The following is a 23,273-nucleotide window of genomic DNA, read 5'->3' as shown; positions in this document are numbered from 1 at the left end:
GTGAACGCCTTCAATATATGCTCAACATGTAACAAATTTTAGATAGCAAAAAGGGGCTAAGCCCCTTTGTAATCTGGTTCAACCTTAAAACTGGTAACGCAGATTGAGCTGGTAACTTAAGAAGTCATTTGGCTCAATATCCACATATTGATACCCCAAACCTACAGACCATGACGCACTAAATTGATAACTAAAGCGTATACCTGTATACCAATCTGTACCATCAAGTTCAGTACTTAAACGCGAGTTGCCCATAGTGCTGCTGATATCGGCTTGCCAACGAAACAACCCTAGGGGCACGTCAAAACGCCAGCCATCATGCTGCAACAACATCAAACGCAGTCCCAACATGACACCATCGGCCAATACCGGCGTCACGGCTTTTACCTGCTGGTGATATTGCTCGGGGGTTAAACTGGCCCCTTCAATCCGCGCGCTCCCATTGCCAAAGTCGGCATAACCGAGCTCCATTGCCACAACGGGGGTCCATTGATAACCGACACTCACACCAAACGCCGTATCTGTGTCATCAACTGAAGTCACTGCGCCCGTACCCGCCTGTGGTTGTAAATCTCGCCTGCCGTTATCGACCTGAGCTTGCCCGATAAATCCTTCAACATACCAATATCCATCGTTAGCAGCATTGGCTTGGTTGAACACACCCGCAAGCAACAGCGCCCCCATAATCAATTTATGCCATGCTCTGCGGCGCATAAAACCTCCTCCCAGCAGCAATATTAATGCCCCAACAGACAGACTGCCTCCACCCGATTTATTATCAATAACCACATCCTGATAAGCTTTAACGGTGATGAATACTTGCCCCGTTGCCTCGCCTCCAACCCCATCACTAATCCGATAGCTCACGGTATCGACTCCATCAAATCCTGTTTTAGGAACATAACGCAGCTTGTTCGACTCCACTGAAACCGCGCCTTGCTGTGCTGTCGCACTGACTAAGCTCAGGCTATTGCCATCCGCATCGCTATCGTTACTTAATACATCGAGTAATACGCTTGTTCGGTCATCGGTGGTTGCCGTGTCATCTACTGCAATCGGCGCCACATTGCCGTTCACTGTCACTGTCAGCTCACTGCTTGCGGTGCCACCCTTACCATCGGTAATGCTATAGATAAGCACATCTGTTCCGACAAAATCAGTCGCTGCGGTATAACTCACATGCTGATTAGCTAAGATAACCACGGTACCAAACTCACTGACCACCTGCGTGACCGTCAGAGCATCACCATCGCTATCGGTATCGTTTGCAAGCACATCGACATCAATACTCTGGTTCCAAGAAAGTGAGGCGGAGTCAGGATTAGCAACGGGTAAATGGTTGCCATTAAGCACCACTGCCACCCCTCCCGGATCGACAATCGTGCGGTTAGCAACACCATCATCGTCGTTTGGCCCACCATCCTCTATCGTCAGCTGCACACACCAATGGCCTTCGGCTAATCCTGAAGTCCAACTATTGTCTCCGGGGGGTGGGCAGAAACCTCGCTCACCTTCACTGCTGGCAACACTGTTACGCTCATCAATCACAAAATCCTTCCAACCGTTTTGTACTTGATACTTACGGTATACCGCATTAGCTGGTATAGGTGAGCGTTGTGGTAACACTAGGCTGTAACTCTGTCCTTGTTGTGGCAACCCTGTGGCAATAAAGTCAAAAATACCGCCTATATTTGCCGCTGTACTGTCTTCAGGCACTTGATTGGGTTGCAATTGCACACCACTTAGCCCCTCTGTAAGTGCAATATTACCCAGACGTAAACACACGCCGGCTTGCCCTTCTGCCAAGAAATACACCGGTTGTAACTCAGATTCAGGGATCACATTACAATCGCTAATGGCGTCTAAATAATCAGGAATGCCATCACGGTCTGCATCACTAAAACCTTCTTGATCATCTGGGATTAAGTCCCCATCGGTGTCAGCTCCGGTGAGTACCGGCAAGGTTGGACGTACCACAATATAGACTTGTTCCGCGCTAGAGAGTGCGGGAATGCCATCATCAGTGACGGTCAAACTCACAGGATAAATCCCCGGCAATACCGCAGCAGGTGAGAAGAACATGCCCTGATGGTCAGATTGCAAGTTCAGTACCCCACTTTCCCAGACCGAGGTTAAACTGTCCTGCATATTGGCATCACTGATATGGGCATCAATACGCACGTCACCCCCATTCTGAGCGACGATAAGTTGATGTTCACCCGCCTGAGTCACCGCTAAACTCACCTTAGGCGCGATATTCGCTTCCGTAATCAGGACTTGTGTCTGATTTTTGCTGCCCACATTCAAACTAGGATCGAGACTGATTAATACCTCTTCATTCCCTTCAATGTCACTATCGTCTAGTGTTCGGAAGTGGATCTGTGCCTCTTGACCGGAACTCACCGCCACCACACCGCTCACTAAATCATGATCACTGTTGTTGGCAGTGCCTGAAACGGTGAACGGGATTGAGAGGGGATAATCAGGCGCCACACCGTTAAGGTGAACAGTGACGATGACGTCATTACCCTCAGCCACAACCTGATCTTTGCTTAACGAGATTAAGGGATGCACTTTGACTTTCTGGGCCTTAATCGCTTTATTACCCTCACTATCGACGGCTTGCCAGTAAGCCAAGGAGTTACCAGGCGCAAAAAACAAACTCTGGTTCACTAAAGAAACCGGCAATGCATTACCGTTGCGATCGACCGCTTTCGCAAACCCGAGTTTGACTCGGGTGAATAGGCCGGTGGCATTCACCTCAACATCGTCGGGTAAGGTGATGACGGGTTGGTTATCCGTCTCGGCGCCATCAATAAGCACATTGACTTTGGCGGTTGCACGCCCCTTATTACCATCAGTGATGGTATAACGCAGCGCCACGGGTCCAACGTAAGCTTGCGGCGCAGTAAACGTCAGCCCATCGTTGGTGATTTGCACACTACCGATATCCGCCGCTGCACCGTCAATCGTTAAGGTATCGCCATCCACATCGGTATCGTTCTCGAGCACCGCCAGAGTATAGATATCGTTTACCGTGCTCGTGAGCGTATAGGTATCATCAACGGCTTGGGGATCATCATTAACGGGGGTGACATTAATGGTGATAGTCGCAGGCTCAGAGCTCAGCTCAGCATCTTTAGCAATGAAACTGAGTTGATCTGTGCCGTTGAAGTCCTTCTCCGGGGTGTATAACCACACTGTCCCATGCTGCTCTAAAGTGCCGGACTCTGGCAGGCTGACGACTTCGAAGGTAAGAGGATCATTATCCACATCCTCGCCCATGAGCGTGATCATCACCGAGCTATCTTCCTCCAGCGTCACGGTTGAACTTATCGCAACAGGCGCATCGTTGACGTTGGTCACCGTAATGCTAAAGCTTTGCTCGGCGGTTAGGCCATCGCTGTCGGTCACCCGCAGGGTCACTGCATGACTGCCCACATCGGCATTACTCGGCGTGCCACTGAGTAAACCTGTGGTCGCATCGAAGCTTAACCAGCTGGGTTTAGTGATGGCACTCAGAGTTAATACATCAGCCGTGTCCGCATCGTTGGCGACTAAGGTGTAGCTGTAGGCCACATCTTGGGTCGCGCTGGTGATGGCCATCGAACTGATGATGGGCGCGTCGTTGACGTTGGTCACCGTAATGCTAAAGCTTTGCTCGGCGGTTAGGCCATCGCTGTCGGTCGCCCGCAGGGTCACTGCATGACTGCCGACATCGGCATTGCTCGGCGTGCCGCTGAGTAACCCAGTGGTGACATTGAAGCTTAACCAGCTGGGTTTAGTCACTGCGCTCAGGGTTAATACATCAGCCGTATCCGCATCGCTGGCGACTAAGGTGTAGCTGTAGGCCACATCTTGGGTTGCGCTGGTGATGGCCATCGAGCTGATGATAGGTGCATCGTTGACGTTGGTCACCGTAATGCTAAAGTTTTGCTCGGCGGTTAGGCCATCGCTGTCGGTCACCCGCAGGGTCACTGCATGACTGCCCACATCGGCATTACTCGGCGTGCCACTGAGTAACCCTGTGGTGGCATTGAAGCTTAACCAGCTTGGTTTAGTCACTGCACTCAGGGTTAACACATCACCCGTGTCCGCATCGCTGGCGACGAAGGTGTAGCTGTAGGCCACATCTTGGGTTGCGCTGGTGATGGCCATCGAGCTGATGATGGGTGCATCGTTAACGTTAGTCACTGTGATGCTAAAGCTTTGCTCGGCGCTAAGGCCATCGCTGTCGGTGACCCGTAGTGTCACAGGGTGTGCGCCGACATCGGCATTGCTTGGCGTGCCGCTTAAGATGCCGGATGTGGCATTGAAGCTTAACCAGCTCGGTTTAGTCACTGCACTCAGGGTTAACACATCAGCCGTGTCCGCATCGCTGGCGACTAAAGTGTAACTGTACGCCACATCTTGGGTCGCGCTGGTGATAGCCATCGAACTGATGATGGGCGCATCATTGACGTTGGTCACCGTAATGCTAAAGCTTTGCTCGGCGGTTAGGCCATCGCTGTCGGTGACGCGCAAAGTCACTGGGTGGACGCCGACATCGGCATTACTTGGCGTACCACTTAACACCCCAGATGCAGCGTTGAAGCTCAGCCAGCTGGGTTTAATCACTGCGCTCAGGGTTACCACATCAGCCGTGTCCGCATCGCTGGCCACTAAAGTGTAACTGTACGCCACATCTTGGGTTGCGCTAGTGATAGCCATCGAGCTGATGATGGGTGCATCGTTGACGTTAGTCACTGTGATGCTAAAGCTTTGCTCGGCGGTTAGGCCATCGCTGTCGGTCGCCCGTAGTGTCACTGCATGACTGCCGACATCGGCATTGCTTGGCGTGCCACTGAGTAACCCAGTGGTGACATTGAAGCTTAACCAGCTGGGTTTAGTCACTGCGCTCAGGGTTAATACATCACCCGTATCCGCATCGCTAGCGGTCAAGGTGTAACTGTAGGCCACATCTTGGGTTGCGCTGGTGATGGCCATCGAGCTGATGATAGGTGCATCGTTGACGTTGGTCACCGTAATGCTAAAGCTTTGCTCGGCGGTCAGGCCATCGCTGTCGGTCACCCGCAAGGTCACTGGGTGGACGCCGACATCGGCATTGCTTGGCGTACCACTTAACACCCCAGATGCAGCGTTGAAGCTCAGCCAGCTGGGTTTAATCACTGCGCTCAGGGTTACCACATCAGCCGTGTCCGCATCGCTGGCGACTAAGGTGTAACTGTAAGCCACATCTTGGGTCGCGCTGGTGATGGCCATCGAACTGATGATGGGCGCATCGTTGACGTTGGTCACTGTGATACTAAAGCTTTGCTCAGCGCTAAGGCCATCGCTGTCTGTGACCCGTAGGGTCACTGGGTGGACGCCGACATCGGCATTACTCGGCGTACCACTGAGTAACCCAGTGGTGGCATTGAAGCTTAACCAACTCGGTAGGGTCACGGCGTTCAGGGTTAACACATCGCCCACATCGGCGTCGGTGGCGGTCAAGGTGTAGCTATAAGCCACATCTTGGGTCGCCGCCGTCACCGCTGTCGAAGTAATCGTCGGTGTATCGTTGACGTTCGTGACGGTGAGATCGAAGGCTGGCAGGCTCGCACTGAGCGTGCCATCACTGACCCTGATCACTATTGCGGTAGTGACACCGACATCTGCATTGCTCGGCGTACCGCTCAACGCTCCCGTCGCTGTATTAAAGCTCGCCCATGAAGGTCGATTCGTAATATCAAAGATTAAGCTATTACCGTCCGCATCAGCGGCGCTAGGTACGAAGCTATAGAGTGCTCCTTGAGCCACGCTGTTCGCAGGTGTCCCCAAAATAGTGGGCGCACTATTCACCACAACATCGAAGGTCCGAGTGCTGGTATTGCCCGCATCATCTTCGAGCGTCAAGGTGATGGTACTCGTACCCGATCCCAACGCAGTCACAGTCACACTTCTATTAGCATCGCTTCCTGCCAGCACAACATCCGCAAGTGGAACCGCCGAAGTATCTGAACTAGCCGGCGTCACTAGGATATCTGCCGCAGCGGTGACATCATCGGCAATGGTAAATGCGAGTGCCGATGAGCTCTCACCAGGTTGAATGCTTTGATTATCAATGGCAGAAGAAGTGGGTGCGATCGTATCAAGGGTCACAGATAAGGCGCTCGATGCGATACTGCTATTTCCTGCAATATCAGTAGCAACGGCTGTGATGCTATGGGTTCCAGCACTCACGTTCGTCGCACTGACACTCCAGTCACCACCCCCATCTGCGTTAACAGTGCCAAGCACTCCATCAAGATGGCTGCTAAGGACAACGCTGGCGCCGGCCTCTGCAGTGCCCGTCAGTACCAGAGTCGTATTCTTGGTGATGTTATCCGTTGAACTCACACCTGAATCGCTTGCTGCATCGAGATCAGGTGCAGAAGGTGCGACAGGTGCTGTGGCGTCTTGAGTAATAGTGGGGACATTCTGAGGGGCTGAAACGTTACTCGCAGCATCGCTTGCAACCACGACAAAATTATTGTCACTGTCGGTCGATAATGAAGCACTCAGGGTCCAAGCGCCCGCCACCACAATAGTGTCATCCAACACAGTCGCGCTATCGGCAACACCGTCATTGTTCACGTCGGCATAGAGGCTGATTGTCACCCCATCTTCAGCGTGCGTACCGCTGACCAATGTCGTTACCTGATTGGTGCTCATAGCGCTTGAAGGTGTCGTCACTATAGGATCAACGGGAGCCGTCGTATCGACAATCACATCGACACTGCTCCACAGGCTGTAGCTTAAATCGGCATCGTTGCTGCCCGCATCCCGCATGGTATCGCCATTTAGCACTATGCCATTAGCATCGACAATTAACCCACTCGCCCCCGTATTGTCACCCGCTTGAACTGTATATCTATAGGTCAGCACACCACTCGCCGCAGACACAAATACAGCCTGACGAGCCACACCATCGATATCGATCGACAGCGTAGAAAGCGTGCCAGAAACAGTCACATCCTCGGTCAAGGTGACAGTTATATCGATAGTACTGCCGACACCATAATGCCCATCGCTAACGGCGACGACATCCACTGTAGGCACTGCGGCATCTTTCGATATGGTATCGGTCACGGCTGGGCTAGAAACATTGCCCGCCGCATCGGTCAAGGTGAGGCTCACGGTCAGAGTGCCATCCGCCAAGCCACTCACGTCTATATTGACGATCTGTTGTGACGCACTCGCGACCGCAATAGATCCTGTGACAGGCGTGCCAGCGCTGCTGGTAATGCTGTAATTTGCGGTGGTACCCACCTCTGCACCTGCTAAGGTCAGGCTAATCACACTTTGATTGACCTCAGTCACGGATGCCTGATCAAAACTGACACCCGAAATAGTTGGCGCATCAGTATCGACAGAGTGTGCAGTACCAGCACTATAGGCCCCGAGTGCATTACCCGCATCATCGATAACATCACTCGCTGCGTGGCCTACTGTCAAGCTACCCGTACCCGAAATACCATTAACGCTTACGGCAACGCTGGATCCTGAACTGACGGAAACACTCGAGATAGTGCCAGATGCAGTACCCGTACTCCCCAGAGCAAAATCATCCGCAGCCAGATTATTCACCGCTTCACTGAAAGCAAGGTTGAATACCACATTGGTATCCGCGGCCGCGGCACCACCAGCGGGAGCTGAGCTGGTTATTGTGGGGATTTGTGTATCGAGACTGAGCACAAGCGCCGCCGACGCTACGCTACTATTGCCAGCGGCATCGGTCGCGGTGGCCGTAATATTATGCACTGAATTACTGGTTAACAGCGACGTAGTAAACGACCAATCCCCCGCGCCATCGGCTGTAGTTGTTCCCAACCCACCATCCAAACTACTGGTCAAGGTCACTGTGCTGTTGGCCTCGGCGCTGCCTGTGAGGGTAGGAGTGGTATCATTGGTTAAATCATCTGTGCTACTGATCCCCGAATCGGAAGCCGTAGCAAGATCGAGTCCCGAAGGCGCTAAAGGCGCATCGCGATCGACGATATGGCTTGCACCACTCGTATAAGCCGCGGTATAGCCATTAGTTCCATCACCGTTACCTGCAGCATCTTGGATATTCGTACTCGCTTGCACATCGAGTCTCAGGCTGCCAGTACCCGTCACAGTATTCACAGTCACATCGACACTCGACCCGGATACGGCGGAAACGCTGGCAATATTCCCACTCGCCGACCCCGTTGTCGTGAGGACAAAATCATCGATAGATAGGCCGCTGGCCACCTCATCAAAACTCACAGTAAATACTAGGCTGGCCGCATTCGCCGCGGGCGAGCCGGTCACAACAATCCCAGTAACAACAGGCGGTGTGACATCTGCAACGGTAAAGTTCCAATCCGTGGTATTACTTATGCCCGCATAAGCGTTACCCACCAAGTCTGTAATAGCACTATTAGCGATTTGTATGTAATAACTGGTATTTTCTACCAAATTAGCGGTCGGGTTAATGGTCAGCATGCCACCAGCAATACTTAATTGTCCCGCATGTAAAGCCACATCAATCGTCGCTACAGCCACATCATCGGCATCATAAATCACGATATTACCGGTACCGAGTTGAATGTCTTCATTCATGGTCAGCACAAAATTGGCACCGACTGCCACCCCAATATCCCCATCTAAGGGATTCAAACTCTGCACTGTCGGCGCGGCGGTATCGACCAGAACGTCTGCGGTTGAAGCAACCGAATTCAATGTGAGAGTTAAGCCATTGCTCGCACTGTCAAGCAAGGTTCCCCCGTTGGCATCTATGCTTGCCGCCACAGCAATACCGTCGGTATCGTTATCGCCGGCCTGCACTGTATAACTAAAGACTAATTCAGTCGTTCCAGAGCCACTCACATAAGTGGCATAACGCGTTGCAACACCAATAGTCAAGGCGATACGCGGTGTACCACTACCCGTATTAACGGTCACATTTTCAGTGGTGCTAACCGTCAAACTCAAGGTTTCGCCTGCCACATAAGTATCATTTGCGGGGACAGCGACACTACTCACAGTTGGTGGAACCGCATCCACTAATACCGCCGTCGTACTGCCGACCGAATTTAACACTGAGTTCAGCGTATTACCCGAGCTCTCTTTTAAGGTGCCGCCATTGGCTTCTATCGATCCCGCGACCGCGATCCCATCGGTATCGAGATCACCACTCTGTACCGTATAGCGGAAAATGACAGCACTGCTGCCTGTGCCGGAAAGGTAACTGGCGTACACAGTGTCAGCACCGATCGTCAGTGCAATACGTGGCGTGCCCCCCCCGGTGTCGACTGTAATCGCTTCACTGGTATTGACGGTAAAATCGAGGTTTTGCCCTTCCTCATAAGTCGCATTGGCCGGAACACCAACACTCGTTACGGCTGGCACCACATTATCCACAACGGCATTGCTGCTATCGGCCTGAGTTCTGGTATTGCCTGCGTTATCCGTCGCAGTGACTGACACATTAAGATTGGAGGCATCGATGGCGCCCGCAACCAAGGTATAAGTGGCCGTCCAGATGCCACTGTTATTGCTTGCTACCACAGCGGCCCCCCCACCAAACTGGCTGAAGTCGACCGTTGCGGCACTGATAGTATCGCTGTTATCGTCACCAATGACAGAATTGTCCCAGCTGGCCGTCACTGTATCGCCGACGATATAAGCGCCTGCAGTACCTGTGCCGCCGGAAATGCCGATATAAACATCGGACACAAAAGGTGCAACGTTATCGAGTGTCGCGTTGCTGCTGTCTGCCGTTGTCGTGGTATTGCCCGCGTTATCGATTGCGCTGAAGGAAATATTCCGGTTGGTGGTGTCAATCGCACCAGCCACTATCGTGTAGGTTGCAGTCCAGGTACCACTACTGTTAGTTGCTGCAACGGCTGCACCACCACCAAATTGCGAGAAGTTGACAGTCGCTGAACTGATGGTATCGCTGTTATCGTCACCAAAGGCGGAGTTGTCCCAGCTGGCGGTCACAGTATCGCCAATCTTGTAGGCGCCTCCGGTTCCGGTCGCACCGGAAATGCCAATGAAGGCATTGCTGACGGTCGGCGCTATGTTGTCGACGGTGGCATTGCTGGTATCGGCCGTGGTGGTGGGGCCGACCGCATTGGTGGCCGTGATGCTGACATTGCGACTCGCGGCATCGATGCCGCCCGCGGAAATAGTATAAGTCGCCGTCCAGGTGCCACTGCTGTCGCTGGCAACCACAGCGGCACCGCCGCCAAATTGTGAGAAATCGACAGTAACGCCCGTAAGGTCCGCATTATTATCGCCGCCTGCGGTATTGTTCCAGGTTGCGGTAACCGTATCGCCAATTTTATAGGCGCCCCCGGTACCCGATGCACCGGAAATGCTGATATTGCCATCGGTCACAACCGGGGAGGCAGCATTCACCATCAGATAGGAGTTGTTGTTGGGGCTTCCGGTGACCCCCACTTTCATCATGTCATCGTCGGGGTCAACGCCAAGAATCCTGATGTCATACTGACCAAATGACTTGAGGTTAATGGTCACAGTACCATTCACGTCGGCGAGATTACCGCCCGATACGGTGACGTTGTAGTTTATTGTGCTGTTTGCCACGACTGAGGTCACTGTCGCAGTCGATCCCCCAATGGAAAAGTCTGCTGCACTGACCCCTGACACTGGCACATCGAACACCATTTTCCAAGTCAATGAATCGGCGTCAGTGGGAGACGTTGCGGGGGTCACTCGGGTGATACTTCTAATACCACAGCCATACCAAGTGTAAGGAAGGCTGCAATTATCTGCACTTAAGTTTTTATTAAAATCACTGTCCAAATCACCACTGTAGGTGGTTGGCATCGCATCGGTCGGTCGAAGCAAATCATTTTGGCTAAGAAAGCGCAATACATCCTGAGGTACTGCGGTCGCATCAGATAATTCCGGCTGGTACGAGTCGGTAAAAGCGGCAAAACTCTGCGTACCTTCAAGATCAGAGGTTATTTCAACTGGCTCAATTTCACCTTGTGCAAGCGATACACTGAAACTGCTTTTCGCCGAGCGCCCCATATTTCGGCCCGACAGGTGCGATAAGACAGGTGCAGCCTGTAATGGTGTAGCTAGAAATAACAGCGGCAATCCTTTTCTAAAAATGTGCTTATCCATAAAATGCGACCTTTTGGCTACAGTTTCACCAGTTTAATGGCGGAAAATGAAATACTGACATCGCTTGCTCATCGTCTGGCAGCAAGAGCTCGGGATAGATGGCGCCGACTAACACGGCAACATCGTAAATTTGATCGATATTTCCTTCAAAACTGACGTAACCCACCACGCTATGATCTGCCAAATTAATGCACCAAATACCGCTTAAGGTTTCGGCATATTCTTGGGCTATAGGAGCGGGTTCAGCGATAGCCGAGTCACGCACTTTAGATAAACCGACAAACATCAAAGGACCATAAAAATCCATGCCACGGGTAAAACCAGGCAACTTTACTAGATCGATAACTTCTTCCGTCCGGGGATCATAACGACGCACCAAGCCATGACCCGATTCACAAAAATAGACGTACCCTTGATAACAACGTGGCGAATGAGGCATCACTAAATTAGCAAGTTTTAGCACCCCCGTTTTAACATCAATCAAAGTGCCCTTATCTTTAGCGGCCTCACGCCAAGAACTGGCTTCGTCCGACTGGTTAAAGGTCGTCACATAGGCAGGCTCGCCATCGAGCATCGCCATGCCGTTTAAATGGCAGCGATCTTCAGGAGCCAGTTCAGAAATAAAACCCGGCTTCCAACGTGGCACAAAACTGTAGCCTGGCTCTAGGGTTGCTAAACAAGAGAAGGTACTGTTCACCACCCACAGGCCTTTTTTGCCATAGGCAATGTCATGAATATTGATAAGCCCTGTGGTATGGCTCGCGCCAGCGATATAGCAGGCATCGGCCTGAGATGGCTCAGATAAAAAGTCCAACGCCGCATCACTGCGTCGAAAACGCCACACTTCATGCAGAGTGCCTAAGGTAATTTGTTGCGGCGTGACGGCTAACCCCATAGGGCGCGGAAAGTTTTTGAAGTTAACGTCCACTTTTTTGCCGTCAGAGCGGATGAAAAACAACCTATGTGCCTGATAGCTGGTGACTACTAAGGATATTTTTAAGCCCGCTAAAATTACGGGGAAGTTGCTACTACAGTGACTGGTAAAATCCAGTTCCTGATTAACTTCATCTGCCGATGGCACCGGGGGCGTCATTTCTTCCATAATTCTGGTATCGTCCTTAATTTATCGAGCACCTGATCCACATCCAGTGACGGATCATTGGCAATTAGCAAGGCTATGTAACCTGTGATAATTGCAGCAGAAACTGAGGTTCCTGAAAAATAACTATAGCTACCATTGGCATCCGCGCTGATTATTTTTTCACTAAAAACCCATACATCCACTGTATTACCAAAATTACTGCTCTTTAATGGCTTTCCATTCGCATCAGTGGCGCCGACCACTATCGCACTCGCTATGCTGGCCTCATGCATACCTAGGGTTAACAATTTACCCTTATTGCCCGCCGCAAATACCACGGCAACCCCCTTGCCTTCGCGCCCCTCGCGCCCCATCACATCTACAACATCCTCAATTGGCTCGAGTAACCATTGACTGTGCCAGCTGCAGTTGATCACATCTGCTTTTGCAAGATAAGCAATATAAAAACTTTGTAAGGTCTGGCTAGTCCAAGTATCTCGCTGACTAATGCCAACAAAATTGGCTTTAGGCGCAAGTCCTTCTGGTGCCCGATGATTGTGTAAGCCAAAAAGCACGCCTGCGATTTTGGTGCCATGCAGCCCAGTAGAGACCTCTTGGCGAGGGTTCGCATCCACCAATTGCTTGATAGAAAAATCATAATAAAAACGCGTATTCAACTGTGCAAATTCGGGATGTGACAGCTCAAATCCATCATCAATCACAGCCACAGTGACCCCTTTACCGCCATTAGAGGGCCACAAACCATTCCTCTTCACCACTGCCAAATAAGCGGGTAGCGCCCACTCCTCATTGGCTGCACTTGTTCGCTCAAACCCAGATCCCATTGGCGCAACGGATCTCTGCCTTTGCTGGCGCAGATCCGGTTGGATCAAGAGGAGCTTAGCTTCAGCTTGTAACTTCACCAATGCAGCAAATGCCTGTGTCTGTCGATCGTAATGGAGCAAAAAGTAGCGGTAACGATTCATCAAAAACAAATCAGTAATCCGCGTCGCATCCGGCGCCATTAAGGCCATTTCAGCCGTGGTGACCTCACGTGCTGTTTTCACAATCAAACGGGGGGCAAATTGCACGGTAAGATCTGCAGCCTTTTGGCGATAGAGGCCGTCACTCGCCGATTCGAACCAAACCCATTGCCCATAATTTTTAAATGCCACTGTCTCCGCCTGTAACGGCGCAACGAACAGGGGAACAAACACACAAAACCACCGCAACAACAGGTTAATGACCTTCATCGTTTAAATTCAATCCCAGCCATTAACACGCGATTAAGACAGCCTCTTACTTAACCCAGTAAGAGGCCTTAACTGCCACACAGCCAATCCAACTAATTACGAACTGGGTATTCGCCATTGAGCGCAATACAAAACTCTAAGGTCAAGTAAGGTTGAGTATTCGGATGTGACATACCAGAACCTACTGCCGTAATGCTATTAAGCGACATGACGCTATCCACAGTCGCGGTGCTCGGCACCATGTAAAAAATATTTTCACCGCCGCCGCCCGCGCCATCTGCCGCTATATATAGGGTTGCATCTGGGATACCTTGACTCCCCGTGGTCGTTCTGCCATTTAAAGAATGGCTGTGTTCAGGCATTTCCGCGCTTAACAGGGTTACGTCAGCCACACCGCTAAATTCACCCAGTACCACATTTGACAACCCAGATCCCTGCCCCGAACAAATAGGTGTCGCACTTCTAAAATCCGGCAAATTAAATATCGTGCTACCGTTACCACCAAAGGCAATTCCCAGCACAGAGTAGAGCGCAGAATTTTGCGATATCGGTATCGATTGTCCATCACAACGCGCCCACCCATAGGGTGGAAAAGTGTTTGCCATTATTCTGATTTCACCAACAAATGGATCGGCCATAATGAGACTCCATGAATACTCAATAGATTTAATTTCTGGATGGAAACAAGCCATTCAGACAGATAATGTACGTCACAGCCAAGGATGGCATCACATTCGCGTGTGGTAGGCTATTACCAGCAGCAGAAACAGAAGTGGCTGCCAGTGTCGCCAACTGATTGGTGCTCGCCTCTGCCAAATAAATCTTATCGCCATCCGTTTGGGCGGCAAACAGTGCATTATTTGGTAATTCCGTTGACGCCTCAGCCTTATTCGCAGCTAACGTATGGTTGTGAGGGGGTAATTCAGTGGATACCAGCGACACAGCCTCCGCGCCAAATTTTCCCCCTATCGACCGCGCCGTTAAACCGGGTCCTTGCCCCATGCCCACAGGTACTCGGCCACGTAAATCGGGCAGACCGAAGGTATTGACACCATCACCGCCATACAAGGTGCCTATCAAGGCGAACATCGCCTGATAGTCATTAACCGCTAGCATGGTTCCATCACACTTATGCCAGTTTACGGGGGCATAATTCCCGCCAAATAATCTGATTTCACCAATAAATGCTTCGCTCATCATCATCTCCTGCTTGTCGGTATTGGTTAATTACGAGATGGAAATATGCCTTGAAGGGCAATACAGAAATTGACCCCCATCGAAGGCTGACAATTCTGATGCGGTAGCCCTCCGCCCGTGATTCCAATCGAATCAGGGCCAAGACTGACTTGATTAACTGCATCGAAAGGGGCATACATATGAGTCACTTGAGAGTTTTGTTTATTAATGGCGACACCGATGACGTTACCCGTCAATGCCTTTACGGTCGCAGGTGACGATGAGGCCCTTATTTGGTGACTATGGGCGGGTATTTGTGCCTCGGTTAATGCGATCCCCTCATGACCTCCTGCGGTGCCAATTGTGCTGGTGACATAAGTGGGTGAATTTCTCGTCGTAGCGCCCAAATGCACAGGGACTCGCCCCCTTAAATCCGGTAAACCAAACGTTGTCGTGCCATTACCTCCAAAATTCTGACCGAGCAAAGCAAATAGTGCGGGATTTTGCTGAACGGACAGTAAAGATCCATCACACTTTGCCCACCCTCTGGGCGCCCAATCAAAACCAAATATCCTTATTTCACTTATAAATGGATCCATCACTCTCTCCTTTTTTACACTTTACAAGGGTTCGATTTCACTCTTACACTCAAGTCAAATAACAATCGGGGTGACGCATGACAGATCTACAACACAGGATTCAATTACGGCCTTACCAACCAGAGGATCTGCCTTTTTTATTATCACTTTACGCAACAACCAGGGACGAAGAATTATCTCAAGTTCCCTTTACCGCAGACCAAAAAGCGGCATTTTTACAGCAACAGTTTTCGGCTCAACTGCACCACTACACTCACTATTACAATACCGAGCAGTTCTTTATCGTCGAATGGGATCAGACGCCGATAGGCCGATTATTTGTGGACCAGTGGACAACTGAAATCCGCGTGGTCGATATCAGTTTGCTTCCCGCATATCAAAAACAAAAAATTGGTAGCTATCTCTTTGAGCAACTCTTTACTAAAGCGCGCCAACAGCAAACTGTGGTCAGTATTCATGTGGAACAGTACAACCCAGCACGCCTATGGTATGAAAAGCTCGGTTTTAAACATAAAAGCACTGCAAATGAGGTCTATCTTCTAATGGAATGGCAGCCTTAAACGACCCTGCGATTAAACACAATTTCGTATTCCACCTGACTCTTAGGGCTCATAAATAAGGTTTCAGCCCCCAATGCTGGGTGCTCAAACATATAATTGCCCTGGGGAACCCGAATATTTTCCTGTCCTAACAAATAGAGCGCAAAATCCTCCCATTGGGGAGCGCTTTGTACACCTTGTTCGACATTGTGAATAACCAGCTGAAGACGACTCCCTTGAGAGTCTGTGAGTGTGATGTTATCGCCTAATAAAGCGGTTAACTGCTTGAAAGTATATGATTGCATTTTCCATCCCTAGAATAAAAACTTTAACTTGCTGATATTTTTAATCCATAAACAGCTAAATAAAGCTAGTTTACGTTACACTAAAATACAAGGAAATTGTTACTTTTTGGTTTCAAAAAAGTAACGATTTGACCAACTACAATTACTGTAGATCTGTTTTTTTTGCTTAGCCGAAAAAAACATTTGTTTTGATTGTGAATCTGCCACAAAAAATTGCGTCGCTGTTTTAGAGTGTATCAACTGACATTGCTCAACTTGGCTTCGCTCTTCTGCAGAAAGATCCAACGAAAACCACTTAGCGATGTTATCTGCTATCGCAGGTAATAAATCCTTATAATCCACAGCCAGTACTTGACTATAGCTACAGACATCTAAGCTATAGTCCAATAACAACCGCAACACCTTGCATTGATAATCCAGTGTCGTCTCGTTAGCTTCAATCCTTGATAACTCACTAAACAAAGGTCCTGATGGGTGTCGCACCATATGAAAGCCGACCGACTTTTGCTGTGAAGCCAGTATTTCTACCGGATCCCTGAGTAATAATAAGACAGGAACCTTGGGATACAGTGACAGGATCAAGGGCCAAAACTGCAAATCCCACGCATTCCATTTAATCAACAAATGCTGTTCAGGATGAAACAACTGACCTTGGGTATTAATGCAAAATGTTAAAGCCGCACGTCTTTGTGTGTCTGATAGGCTACTGTCCAGTAGCACTTGAGTCAGCAGAGGCGATTCAGATAACACCCTGCATTTAGATAGCCCAGCAAAACTGCGCGACACGAGAGTGGAACCACAACGCGAGAGGTGAAAGATAAAACCTGCTGGCTGCACTTGCGCCGTAAACCCTGACAGATCCGGCAGCGGTAATAGAGGGGTTCTAGGCCTTATCAAGGCGGACAGCATCTGGCTACGCACGGCACAAATATGCTCAGAGTGAAAAGGTAATGTCGGTTTTTCCGTGGCGGAGATCCACTCTAGCACCCTGTGTTTCGGATCATAGTTTGCTGGGGCCCAAAACTGACACAAGAGGGATAAATCGGGCTGCAAAGATTGCCGATTACCTGCACTTAAGATAGCCAGTAATTCGCCATCACCATAGTCTGGCAGAGCCCAAAACTGCCGAAGATACTGACAGAACTCAGCCATAGTCGTCGCCTTGCTCAGTTCCCTCAAGGCAATCGGACTATGGACTAACAACCAATACCGCTGCGACTGGCTCATAACGGATACATGTTAATATATTGCACCATACGTGGCAGCTTAGCCCTGTTAGGACTGGCGCCATGGGGCAAGGCATGGTGCCAAATAATGAGATCCCCCGCCTTTGCCGCTATTGGCTTCACCGACCATTCATGCCAATCCTGCTGCAGCTCGATATCCGTTTTAGCCTGTTCAACCAGCCAATCCGTTATCTTAAGATGAAATCCGGGGACGCAACAAAATGCCCCTTGATCCTCGCTGGTGTCGGTTAAATAGATTAACCCTTGGGTGCCAAACTCGATGGGGAGTTGTAGCGGCATATCCCAATGCATATCGGGCCCAGGAAAACGCCATATCGGTGTTTCAGGAGGATTGAAGCTGACTCTATCGGTCGTCATCACCAGATCGGTTCGCTGCCACAACTGTTCAAATACTTGGCGGATGAGTGGAGTCTGGCGATTCGCATCGAGAGTTGGGTGACGAAACAGCTGCAGCATAATTTTCTGCATCAATTCACGGGGATGATACCAAGTCGCAGTGTCCTGTTCATTCGCCCCTAACTGTTGCCAAATCAAGGCTCGCGTCGCAGCGCATTGCTCTGTCGATAACACTTGCGGGATCACTAAGTAACCTTCACTGTGCCAAAAGTCGAGCTGGGCATCACTTAACACCGCAATGGGAGGTGAAACGCTAGCCCGAGCTGTCGTGGTAGCTCCCGCGACGCCTAAGGATAAATCACGCAGTCGTTGATTTATGCTGTCAATATCCTCCGCCGTGAGCTTAGCAGTCTGCAATATAAAAGTAATAAATGCCTGTTGATTGTCATTTTGATAGAGCGCCTTCATCCCCGGCTCTAGACCAATGCCACAGAGATCCAGCAAGGCTTTATCTAAAGTCCATTCATGGGCGAGCTGAGGCAGAGACTCGCCACGTTTCTGTAACTGTACTTTCTGCCATAGGCGCAGTAGGTGATAAATACCACCGCCCCCTAAATCATCACTCGAGACTAAAACGGTTTTAAGCAATGGCAAATCAAACACAAAATCGGGATATGGCCCGATCTCATAGCGAAAACTTAACCTAGATAGCGGCTTAAGCCAGAGCTGTTGTTGGTATCGAGGCAGGGTCAACTGGGACTGATTTTCTCGCAGTTTATGTTGCTCATACACTTGCACCACAGTGGTGAGCTTAAGGGTGACAGTACCTTGGTCAAAATCGGGTAGGAGTAATGAGCCAGCCAAAAGACTGAGATCACCACTGGCAAGTTGTTGTGCCGTATGGCGATTGAGTGCGAATAAAGGCCCTAAATAATGCGTTTCTCTCCCCTGCACGGTTTTACACTCGAGCCACGCATCGAGTTCGATATTCTGGGGAATAAACTCCCCATCGGCCTCAAGAAACGCCTGTAAGTGGGTAAAAATTTGCACTTGCGGCTCCTGTTGCAACAGATGCTTCATCGTTTCAGAGACGATCAAATCGAACTTCTGCACTGGCTCAGGCTGCCAGCGGGTCGCATCAACACACACATATGTCACGATACGGTCACCCAAGCCAAAGTATTGAATTAGCTGCATGACTTTGTCTATTGAAGCCTGATGAATGTCGAGTAACGTCACTTGAATTTGACTGGCCGAAAATAACGGTAGTAGGGGTAATAGCAACCAAGCAAAAGGCCCTGTCCCCGCATATAAGATATTCACAGCCTGCCCGGGATGAGCCTTTAGACGATCTTGTATCGCTTGATAAATCCCCTGCATAAAGACCCGCCCACGCTCGGGATCTTCGGCACACTGTGCTGCCGTAGTGAGCGACACCGCCTTACCAAACGGCGTCATGCTCGCCTCGGTATCGAAGAAACCGTCAGGGTGTAAGTCAAGCTCAGCCCACTGACAGAGTTGGGTTAATAGGGGATCAATCAGTCGCTTTGACTCTCCTGCTGAGGTGGCCTGCAACAGGGCGTTAGCAAAAGCGGCTAACGCTTCCACGCTTAAAGATGATCCTGATTCAAACTCTAATTTCTGCAGCATTCACTAAGTCCCTTAGCCAAGTATTCACTTCGCAATCAATCACGAGATTGATGCGCGCTTCCCGTCCTTTATTCTCGACCCAATGGATTTGATCGGCATTGATATACCAAAGCTCGCCTGCCTGCATAGGTACGCGCTGACCATCCACATAAAAATTTAACGACTCATTGGTTTGCAGCGGCAAGTGCAGCCGTGCCTCGCCTTGCTCTAGACTGAGCCCTTGATCTCGATGGGGTTTGATTTGCGCGCCAGCATGCAAACGCATCAAACGCACGGATTTCACCGGACAAACGAGGGATTGAATAAAACTTAACAACGCAGGACTAGATTCGAGACAAGGCAAATTGCACCAATCTTCGGCCGATGATATAGAGAAGGCTTGCAAGATAGGATGTGCCCCTTGATACTCAGCGGCGCAGCGCAGGACGAGAACATCCCAGCCTCCCTGATAGTCACGTTGATTAACATGGGGCAACCAGTCTTGTTGCAACAACGAATTAAGTTCTACTAGTATCTGGTGGGTATTTGAAATATGAGCAAGCAAGGCAAAAGAGTCGATATCCATATCCAACTGGTGGGTATTTGAAATATGAGCAAGCAAGGCAAAAGAGTCGATATCCATATCCAACTACTGTGTTTTTAGGTCAATCAATCAAGCCTAGCACAAAGTAATGACCCTACAAGTTAGCACAGCTCTTAACTGACTCGTTGAAACAAATGGAATAACCCATGCTTAACTGGAACACCATAGATACAGTGCTGCTCGATATGGATGGCACACTATTGGATTTACACTTCGATAATCATTTTTGGCTGAGTTTAGTGCCACAGGAATTGAGTCGGCAGCGAGGCATTAGCAAGGATGAAGCGCAACAATTAGTCGTGAATGCCTATGGCAAAGTGACGGGAACACTTGATTGGTATTGCCTCGATTATTGGCAAGCAACACTTCAGCTCGACATTATGGGTTTGCACCGCACTTTAGTGGATAGGATCCAACTACGCCAAGATAGTATGCCCTTTTTGGATGCCTTAGCCTCTGCGGGTAAAAAACGTATTCTGGTCACCAATGCACACCCTAAGAGTCTTGCCTTAAAGCTTCAGCATACTGAACTTGCCTCAGGGCTCGATGGCATGATTTCCAGCCACGAGACGGGTTATCCCAAGGAGCATCCACAATTTTGGCAAACCTTGTTTGAAAAATTTGTCCTCGATCCTAGCCGTTGCCTCTTTATTGACGACAGCGAACCCATACTCAATGCGGCGAGGCTTGCAGGCGTTGGTCATCAACTGGGGATTGCTAATCCCGATAGCCAAAAACCGATAAAAATCTTTCACGACTTCCCTGCTATTACTGACTACCACTTATTACTTGATGATTTAAAACAATAGAAAAATGATAAAAAACAAAGGCACCTAAGGTGCCTTTATTTTTATCATAGCGCTCAATTGTTCAGCTACAGCCCTGGGACACGTCCCTGATACACCACTGAGAAATAGCCATCGGCACCACGTTTACCCAGAATACCCAGTGATTCACGCATATCCTTGGGCTGCTCAGCTGTTTCTTTAATCTTAGCCTCAACCTTCACCATATTGCCTTCATCTAACTGCAAGGTACCAACAATACCAAGCTGGTTCTTAGCTTCATCTGTAGCTAATTGCGCTTTGCCTTCGACGCAACTCAGTCCGAGTTCAATATTACCTAGAGGATAATCCCCAAACTGGTTTTTTACATGGGTTTGATTTAGAAAAAGTTTTCCCGATAACTGATCACACCAAGGCTTACCTTGCTCTAGCGTCTCGACTAACAGACTGACTTCCCCTGTGATTTCAGTTCTAAACGGCAGCTTAGCATTACCAATAAGAAAACTGTCTGGCGCCTCAAAACGTAACCCTTTGGCGCTTAAGCCACCTAAAGACCAAGTGACCAATCCTTTAGAACTTACGGGAGTTGCTCGACTGCCTATTTGAAAATCAACGCTGACTTTGCCTAAAAATAACGCCCAAGGACTAAGCTCCCAACGTATTTGCTCGAGTTGGCGCTGTGGCATACTTAAGGTTTCAATATTGCCAGACCAAATACTGCCACTCACACCCGACACACTGATGTTCGCAGGCAATGGCGCTAATGCTATCGCAATCTTAGCGGGAAAAAGAACGACTAAAAATATTAAATAAATCAGTACGCCTATGATTACTTTTTTCATCAAACTCACAACTACACCCCTATTGCGCTAATTGGATACGTCTTACTTTGACATAGCCCGGCGCATCGGCCTCTGCCAAATCAACACTTTCGAGGGATAAGCCTTTTTTCTGCACTAAGTCGCTTAAATAACCCAGCAAAGCATCGAAAGGCACATCGTCCATCCATACTTGGATCTTGTCACCTTGGGGTTGCATGCGCGTGATCACTAACCCATAGTTGCCTGCTGTTTGGTTAACCACAGAGCTTAAGCTACCCGACATCACGGGTTTAGCACCGCTTTGTTTAAGACTCGCTATTTTATTCGCCGTTTGTTTTACATAGTTCAACGTCTGTTGCTGGGCAGTGAGGTTACGCAGTGCATCCGCTTCTGCATTTGCAATGGGTGTCCAAACACCCCAATAAAACACACCAATCACCAAAAATACCGCACAAAAACCCACTAACTGCTGCTCGCGGGATGCGAGCCCTTGCCACCAAGTCCGCAAATTATCCATCTTATTTGCTCCTCAAGGTTAAGGTACTGGTGACTTGATCTTCACCGCTATTCATAGTGCCGCCATCGAGTTGGAAACGACGTCCGACAATCTCTTTAAACTTCTCAATTTGGGCGTAGTTTTTAGCACTCACTTGCATACGGATCTCGTTACGCGCACTTTCGAATCTTAAGGTATTGGGCTTAAGTTCAGGCACTTGCTTAAAGGCATCTTTCAAACCATCCAGCATTGCAAAAAACTCGGCTCCGCTACCTTGTCCCTGTAATGCACGTAATTGACTTTCCATTTGCGAACGTAGATTCACAATCCGTGAATTGCCCGGCACGACTTGCTGATAAATCGACTCGCTCTGTGCTTTAAGATCGGCGATCTGATTATTGACTTGGTGGATAGTCAGCCCTTTATTCACAAGGGCGAGCAAACAGGCTACCCCGAGTATAATGAGGGCATTTTTCCATAACATTAAGTACTTACTGTATTCGCGCTTAGGAGTGTAAACACCACTCAGTAAGTTGATAGGCGCATTTAAAATACCGCGGGCAAGCACTAACATAGGTAAATCTAGGGGTTGCGGTTTAAGCTCAACGCCTTCAAGTTCGAGATCGGTATAACTTGCCACTGAGATATCTTCATCCTTAGTGACCAGTTGCTTCATCGCAAGGGGCAGCCAAGAGAGTGGCAAACTTTGGCCTGTACCTGAACCTGTTCTTAACAGTAATTCGTTGCCAAAACGCATGGCTGCCCACTGGCATTCCTGCAGCGGCAGTGCTAAACAATCGGGAACAATGCGTTTAACTTTTAAGCCCGCTTCGGTTAAACAATTCAACCAAGTTTGCATTTGTTCATGGGCGACGGCGACCACACTTAAGGCATCACCGTTACGTGGCCCAACGGTAAAATGCATGGAATCTACATCATCGGCCAGAATTTCTTCTAACATAAAAGGCAAAGCCTTCAACGCTTGGCGTTGACCTTTTTCCGGCAAGTTGACGCTGGTTAAGGTCATCGCTGACGCTGGAACGAGAACATCAATAGGACGATTGCCCGCACGCTCGGTTAGCGTCGCTAAACCTTGGGCATTAGCAAGTTCGCCTGAGGCGATAATTTCTTGTTCTTGCTCAGACCACACCAACCAAGAGCAAGCCTGCTCCGTGTTTCTGCCTAAGCGAATAAATAGCCGTTCACTCACAGTTTTTCTCCACCAGCTTCAACCTAAAAGAATTGAGCTTGTTTGCT

Annotated in this window: 15 protein-coding genes; 2 read left to right on the top strand and 13 right to left on the bottom strand. The window is 49.5% G+C overall.

Going from position 1 to position 23,273, the window contains the following annotated elements; all coding sequences use genetic code 11:
* Positions 1-84 precede the first annotated feature (84 nt).
* From L2744_RS12310 to L2744_RS12285, 6 genes are all read right to left on the bottom strand, one after another.
* A complete protein-coding gene (locus L2744_RS12310; RefSeq protein WP_248992177.1) occupies positions 85-11,145 on the bottom strand; it encodes a putative Ig domain-containing protein in 11,061 nt (3,686 codons plus the stop codon).
* 25 nt (positions 11,146-11,170) lie between these two features.
* Positions 11,171-12,247, bottom strand: coding sequence for a TIGR03032 family protein (locus L2744_RS12305; protein WP_248992176.1), 1,077 nt, complete (start codon positions 12,245-12,247; stop codon positions 11,171-11,173).
* Positions 12,235-13,401 (bottom strand): S8 family peptidase, encoded by a 1,167-nt coding sequence (locus L2744_RS12300; RefSeq protein WP_248992175.1) that lies wholly within the window; start codon positions 13,399-13,401, stop codon positions 12,235-12,237. The genes L2744_RS12305 and L2744_RS12300 overlap by 13 nt, the downstream gene beginning before the upstream one ends.
* A 170-nt stretch (positions 13,402-13,571) precedes the next feature.
* A complete protein-coding gene (locus L2744_RS12295; protein ID WP_248992174.1) occupies positions 13,572-14,117 on the bottom strand; it encodes a phage tail protein in 546 nt (181 codons plus the stop codon).
* Positions 14,118-14,145: 28 nt separating this feature from the next.
* Entirely contained in the window at positions 14,146-14,676 is a 531-nt protein-coding gene (locus L2744_RS12290) for a phage tail protein (RefSeq protein ID WP_248992173.1), read from the bottom strand.
* Positions 14,677-14,702: 26 nt separating this feature from the next.
* Entirely contained in the window at positions 14,703-15,254 is a 552-nt protein-coding gene (locus L2744_RS12285) for a phage tail protein (protein ID WP_248992172.1), read from the bottom strand.
* A 77-nt stretch (positions 15,255-15,331) separates the two neighbouring features.
* Between L2744_RS12285 and L2744_RS12280 the strand changes: the two genes are divergently transcribed.
* Complete coding sequence (locus L2744_RS12280; protein WP_248992171.1) at positions 15,332-15,814, top strand: GNAT family N-acetyltransferase; 483 nt, start codon at positions 15,332-15,334, stop codon at positions 15,812-15,814.
* Here L2744_RS12280 and L2744_RS12275 read toward each other — a convergent pair.
* The 4 genes from L2744_RS12275 to L2744_RS12260 form a co-directional block, all read right to left on the bottom strand.
* On the bottom strand, positions 15,811-16,098 hold the full coding sequence (locus L2744_RS12275) for a DUF6916 family protein (protein WP_248992170.1): 288 nt from the start codon (positions 16,096-16,098) through the stop codon (positions 15,811-15,813). The two genes, L2744_RS12280 and L2744_RS12275, sit on opposite strands and share 4 nt — an antisense overlap.
* Positions 16,099-16,197: 99 nt before the next feature.
* Positions 16,198-17,325 (bottom strand): sulfotransferase family protein, encoded by a 1,128-nt coding sequence (locus tag L2744_RS12270; RefSeq protein ID WP_248992169.1) that lies wholly within the window; start codon positions 17,323-17,325, stop codon positions 16,198-16,200.
* A complete protein-coding gene (locus L2744_RS12265) occupies positions 17,322-19,331 on the bottom strand; it encodes a phytanoyl-CoA dioxygenase family protein (protein WP_248992168.1) in 2,010 nt (669 codons plus the stop codon). The genes L2744_RS12270 and L2744_RS12265 overlap by 4 nt, the downstream gene beginning before the upstream one ends.
* The gene (locus tag L2744_RS12260) at positions 19,309-19,896 is read right to left on the bottom strand and encodes an aspartyl/asparaginyl beta-hydroxylase domain-containing protein (protein ID WP_248992189.1); all 588 of its coding nucleotides are present in this window, start codon (positions 19,894-19,896) and stop codon (positions 19,309-19,311) included. Before L2744_RS12260 ends, L2744_RS12265 begins: the two co-directional genes overlap by 23 nt.
* 164 nt (positions 19,897-20,060) lie before the next feature.
* On the opposite strand from L2744_RS12260, the gene yrfG reads away from it, so the two are divergent.
* Entirely contained in the window at positions 20,061-20,723 is a 663-nt protein-coding gene (gene yrfG / locus L2744_RS12255) for a GMP/IMP nucleotidase (protein ID WP_248992167.1), read from the top strand.
* Between the two features lie 65 nt (positions 20,724-20,788).
* On the opposite strand, the gene L2744_RS12250 is transcribed toward yrfG, so the two are convergent.
* The 3 genes from L2744_RS12250 to gspL are packed head-to-tail and all read right to left on the bottom strand — an operon-like array spanning position 20,789 to position 23,226.
* Positions 20,789-21,550, bottom strand: coding sequence for a type II secretion system protein N (locus L2744_RS12250; protein WP_248992166.1), 762 nt, complete (start codon positions 21,548-21,550; stop codon positions 20,789-20,791).
* A gap of 10 nt (positions 21,551-21,560) precedes the next feature.
* Positions 21,561-22,037, bottom strand: a complete 477-nt coding sequence (locus L2744_RS12245; RefSeq protein ID WP_248992165.1) for a type II secretion system protein M — start codon at positions 22,035-22,037, stop codon at positions 21,561-21,563.
* Between the two features lies 1 nt (position 22,038).
* Positions 22,039-23,226, bottom strand: coding sequence for a type II secretion system protein GspL (gspL, locus tag L2744_RS12240; RefSeq protein WP_248992164.1), 1,188 nt, complete (start codon positions 23,224-23,226; stop codon positions 22,039-22,041).
* Positions 23,227-23,273: the final 47 nt, after the last annotated feature.

Source organism: Shewanella profunda, from assembly GCF_023283765.1.
Lineage (GTDB): Bacteria > Pseudomonadota > Gammaproteobacteria > Enterobacterales > Shewanellaceae > Shewanella > Shewanella profunda.
This window is presented reverse-complemented; position numbering and strand designations above follow the sequence as displayed.

Bases quoted from the DNA above. Each gene is read 5' to 3' on its own strand.
- L2744_RS12310 (WP_248992177.1), bottom strand. From the start codon at position 11,145: ATGGATAAGCACATTTTTAGAAAAGGATTGCCGCTGTTATTTCTAGCT.
- L2744_RS12305 (WP_248992176.1), bottom strand. From the start codon at position 12,247: ATGGAAGAAATGACGCCCCCGGTGCCATCGGCAGATGAAGTTAATCAG.
- L2744_RS12295 (WP_248992174.1), bottom strand. From the start codon at position 14,117: ATGGCCGATCCATTTGTTGGTGAAATCAGAATAATGGCAAACACTTTT.
- L2744_RS12290 (WP_248992173.1), bottom strand. From the start codon at position 14,676: ATGAGCGAAGCATTTATTGGTGAAATCAGATTATTTGGCGGGAATTAT.
- L2744_RS12285 (WP_248992172.1), bottom strand. From the start codon at position 15,254: ATGGATCCATTTATAAGTGAAATAAGGATATTTGGTTTTGATTGGGCG.
- L2744_RS12280 (WP_248992171.1), top strand. From the start codon at position 15,332: ATGACAGATCTACAACACAGGATTCAATTACGGCCTTACCAACCAGAG.
- L2744_RS12275 (WP_248992170.1), bottom strand. From the start codon at position 16,098: ATGCAATCATATACTTTCAAGCAGTTAACCGCTTTATTAGGCGATAAC.
- L2744_RS12270 (WP_248992169.1), bottom strand. From the start codon at position 17,325: ATGAGCCAGTCGCAGCGGTATTGGTTGTTAGTCCATAGTCCGATTGCC.
- L2744_RS12265 (WP_248992168.1), bottom strand. From the start codon at position 19,331: ATGCTGCAGAAATTAGAGTTTGAATCAGGATCATCTTTAAGCGTGGAA.
- L2744_RS12260 (WP_248992189.1), bottom strand. From the start codon at position 19,896: ATGGATATCGACTCTTTTGCCTTGCTTGCTCATATTTCAAATACCCAC.
- yrfG (WP_248992167.1), top strand. From the start codon at position 20,061: ATGCTTAACTGGAACACCATAGATACAGTGCTGCTCGATATGGATGGC.
- L2744_RS12245 (WP_248992165.1), bottom strand. From the start codon at position 22,037: ATGGATAATTTGCGGACTTGGTGGCAAGGGCTCGCATCCCGCGAGCAG.